This is a genomic window from Ginsengibacter sp., from assembly GCF_057362405.1.
This window is the reverse complement of sequence record NZ_JBMQQG010000102.1, coordinates 1-3453: the sequence shown is the minus strand read 5'-3', so window position 1 is coordinate 3453 and position 3453 is coordinate 1. Positions and strand designations below refer to the sequence as shown.

Here is a 3453-nt window from a genome sequence, read left to right as displayed (position 1 = left end):
GTTTTTGTTTTTGAAACTATTGTCATCTCCGACATAGTTGGCCTTTCAAAATCGAATTGTAAATCTTTCACTTTAAAATTGTGACAGTGATCTATTGCCATCAGCATCATTTTTCCATGATATACCAACAAGGTATTATTTCCTTCTAAAGTAATGTTGGATGCATTTTCGAAAAGCATCCCGATTGTCTTCTCTTTAGATAAAGTATCATCTTCCGTAGCATTGGAAATATAATATTCCCTTCGTTCAGCGCCTTCCGGCCAAATATCTATTCTTCCGCCGGGAAAGCGAATGATGCAGCTATCCGCACCTTTTGCATCGTTTATAGCACGGGCAATTGCAGGGGAAGCATTTTTGTAGGAATTGGAGACGATTCCATAGTCAGAGAGGTTGATTATTTTTTGAGAAAAAACGGGCGAACTGCCTATCAGCATCACCGTTATACCGACAATTACTTTATTAAATCGCCACAACCATTTAATAGGCGTTCTCATAAACCTTGCTTAATTACCATTAAATCTAATTTTGATTATTTTTTATTTTGAACAATGTCGATCTCTGTTATTACCACCAAACCTATCTTTCCTGGTTCATCACTACATCCTTCTTTCGTACTGCCGGCGTAACAAACAACTTTTCAACTTTACCATTTTTATATTCACATTCAACGGTTGTATTATAAGGAGCATTCAGTTTGAAACTAACGTCCCAGTTTTTGGGCCAGGCTGGCAGCAATCTTATTTCTTTACCATCGCATTGCAACAACATCGATTGCGTTGTTTTCAGTAACACACTTCCATGATCCTGGTCGGGTATCCAATCATAGTTCGGCCCCCAAAAAGCTGGAAAGCGATTTTCTTTACTCCAATGCGAAGCCCTGTTTACAATGCCATTTTTTGCATCATCGGTTTTGCCAAGCAATGCGGCCCAAAGATCATCCTGGCGCCAGCCTTCGTAGCCTTTAGGATCGCGGTAATCCCAGGCGTTAACCGCTAAATTCATGTCGGGCTTCCCTAATCCATAAAGTCTGAAAGGAAACACTGCATATAGTTCCGGGTTTTCAACATTAGATTTATTTTCAAATTTATCAGCCGCGGCTAACATTTTTTTGTTGTCAAACTCCCGCGTGGGAACCGCAGGCATTATCTTCTCCAACTTTGCCACTAAAGTTTTCAAACGTACAGAAACCAATTGTTGCGGAAGTGCATTTATTTTGTTAATCAAAAAATGTATGCCCGCAATTTCAGGTAAGGCGTTGGTACATTTCCACCAGGTTTCTAATGCCTGCGAAGGTTCAAATTTTAAATGGCCTGTCTCGTCTAATTTCTCATGTTGATCAAAAAATAATAAGATTTGTTCTGCCAGTGGCAACAAAGTATCAGTAGCAAATTTTTTTTGTTGGGTGTATGCATAATATTCAAACATTAACGATGATAACTCTAACCCGCTTACCCATTCGTATTTATGCCAACCGCTCCCCTGTACTTTGTCTGTTGTTTCTTCGAGCGTTTTCTTTCCCCATGATTCACTAAAAGTACTTCCCCAGAAATAAGTGCATTCAGGATAATAAGCTCCTGCATGATGAAAAGAAACTTTAGTTCTGTATTCTTCCAAAGGAAGTTGTGCAAAATAAGTTTTGAATAAAGGACGCATCATTTCAAAGTCACCGGCCGCAGCCATCGACCAATAAGGCAATCGTGTATTCTGCCACCAATAGCCGGTTCCCCATCTGCGGTAATCGGCAAAACCTTCTGTGCCCGGGTAATCCATCGTAAAGATGGAGCCGTTGAATTTTATAGGATACTTTCCTCTCCCCGCACAACCATTCATAAAGCGCTGTAAGGCGTAACCTCTTGTTATAACTTTTCCTTCATTCTCTTTTCCGAGCAGCGTTTCAACGGAATCATTATTGGAAACATTTATCCAACTCCTGTTCCAGAATTGATGCCACCAGTTTTCATGTTGCTGGTAAAGATTGTTGATACTTACTATTTGCTTTTTACCAATTAAAGTTTCCACCGATGCTAACCATGCCGTGGGCGTGGAAGGTTGTTGCGTAAGCACAGCAATTTGCAAATTTCTTTGTCGCCCGGTTGTACTTACTAAAGTTGAATTATCAATTTTCTTAAAGTTATTTCCCGCCATCATAGCCCCGAAGATTCTATCCTTTAAAGGATTTTGTAACGGGAAATCTTCCAGCCCCTGCAGTTTCAAATTCAATTTATAACCCGGAACCTCGGGGTTGCGATGATACCAAACAATTGCAGCCGGTTCTTTCGACAGCACATCAGGCTGAATAATCGTTGGTCCATACAGGTCTGGGAAATAATTCAAATCGCTTACTTCCAGCTTCGTCATCGTATCAATTTTGTTTCTCCATATTTGCGTGTATGCTGTAACGTGAGTCGCATCAGGAACATCAGCATCAACATGAATGACGGGACGATTGGCATCGACCCAAACATTCAACCGAATAGCGTTTGTACCGCTACCGGAACGGATATTTATTTTCCCATTGTAAATGTCAAGAGTTTGAAAAAATGTTTTCTCATCAACAAATGGATTGGGTGATATATTGATTACCACTTTTCCTATTTTCAACAGCCGCCCGTTTTCTCCCCATGCGTCAGTTTTGCTGATGTAAAAACAAAGGTTTCCATTGGCTTCTGTCCACACATTTAAACCGATGTCACCATTTCCTAAAGGCATACTGCCATGAGAATTGCCACCGACTGTATTCCAAACAATATTATTTTGCTGAATAACGCCAGCGAGCCTTGCATTTTGCGCAAAGGATTTTTTTTGTATCATCCCAAAAGCAAGACAATAAATGCCTGCAAGGAAAACAAATCGGAACTCATATCTTTTCATAATTATATTTTTTTTCCGCACAGAATTGAATAATAAAATTTAGTCCACAACGATTTAGCGGGCAATATGAAACAAAACATTAGCCGGAATCGTTTCTTTATTTCCTTTACTATTTTGCCAGGAAACTTTCAGCTCGTTGCCACCACCAGCATCAAAATAAGCAACCTTTATTTTATGGTATCCTTTTTTCAAAGCCGCTATGCCAGCCGCTTCTGTACCGCCATGCTCACCATCGTTATCTACCACTTCTTCAGCATCTATAAATAATTTACTGCCATCATCTGAATACGTAAAGAAATCATATATCCCGTCTTTGCTTATATTAATGTATCCATCAAACTGCAATGCATACCTGTCTTCACGCTGTTTTACTTTTTCAGATATCACGTCGGTGACCCCTTCTTTTTTCACCGGTGAAGTTTGAATGGATTCCAAACTAACAGCGCCATCCGGCTCATAATATTTCCACAAGATGCCTGTCTTCAGATTTTTTATTTTAGTTGCCTTTAACCATGGAAAACATTTTACTTCTTCAGAAGCTATATCGCTGGACAGAGCACCTGGCAACAAAGTAATCGCTTT

Annotated in this window: 3 protein-coding genes; all 3 read right to left on the bottom strand. The window is 39.8% G+C overall.

The genetic code is table 11. The annotated features are described in order from the left end of the window. Window positions 1-494, bottom strand: a 494-nt coding sequence (locus tag ACO1O5_RS08855; RefSeq protein WP_486269486.1) for a hypothetical protein, incomplete at its 3' end; no start/stop codon positions are given. An 82-nt stretch (window positions 495-576) separates the two neighbouring features. Continuing rightward, window positions 577-2871 carry a DUF5703 domain-containing protein gene (locus ACO1O5_RS08850; RefSeq protein WP_486269485.1) on the bottom strand — a complete coding sequence of 765 codons (2295 nt, stop codon included), beginning with the start codon at window positions 2869-2871 and terminating at the stop codon, window positions 577-579. A gap of 54 nt (window positions 2872-2925) precedes the next feature. Beyond that, the coding region (locus ACO1O5_RS08845) for a PA14 domain-containing protein (protein ID WP_486269484.1) at window positions 2926-3453 on the bottom strand (528 nt) is incomplete at its 5' end.

What these genes read in the sequence shown, in the direction of transcription:
- ACO1O5_RS08850 (WP_486269485.1), bottom strand. Translation starts at nt 2,871, where the DNA reads ATGAAAAGATATGAGTTCCGATTTGTTTTCCTTGCAGGCATTTATTGT.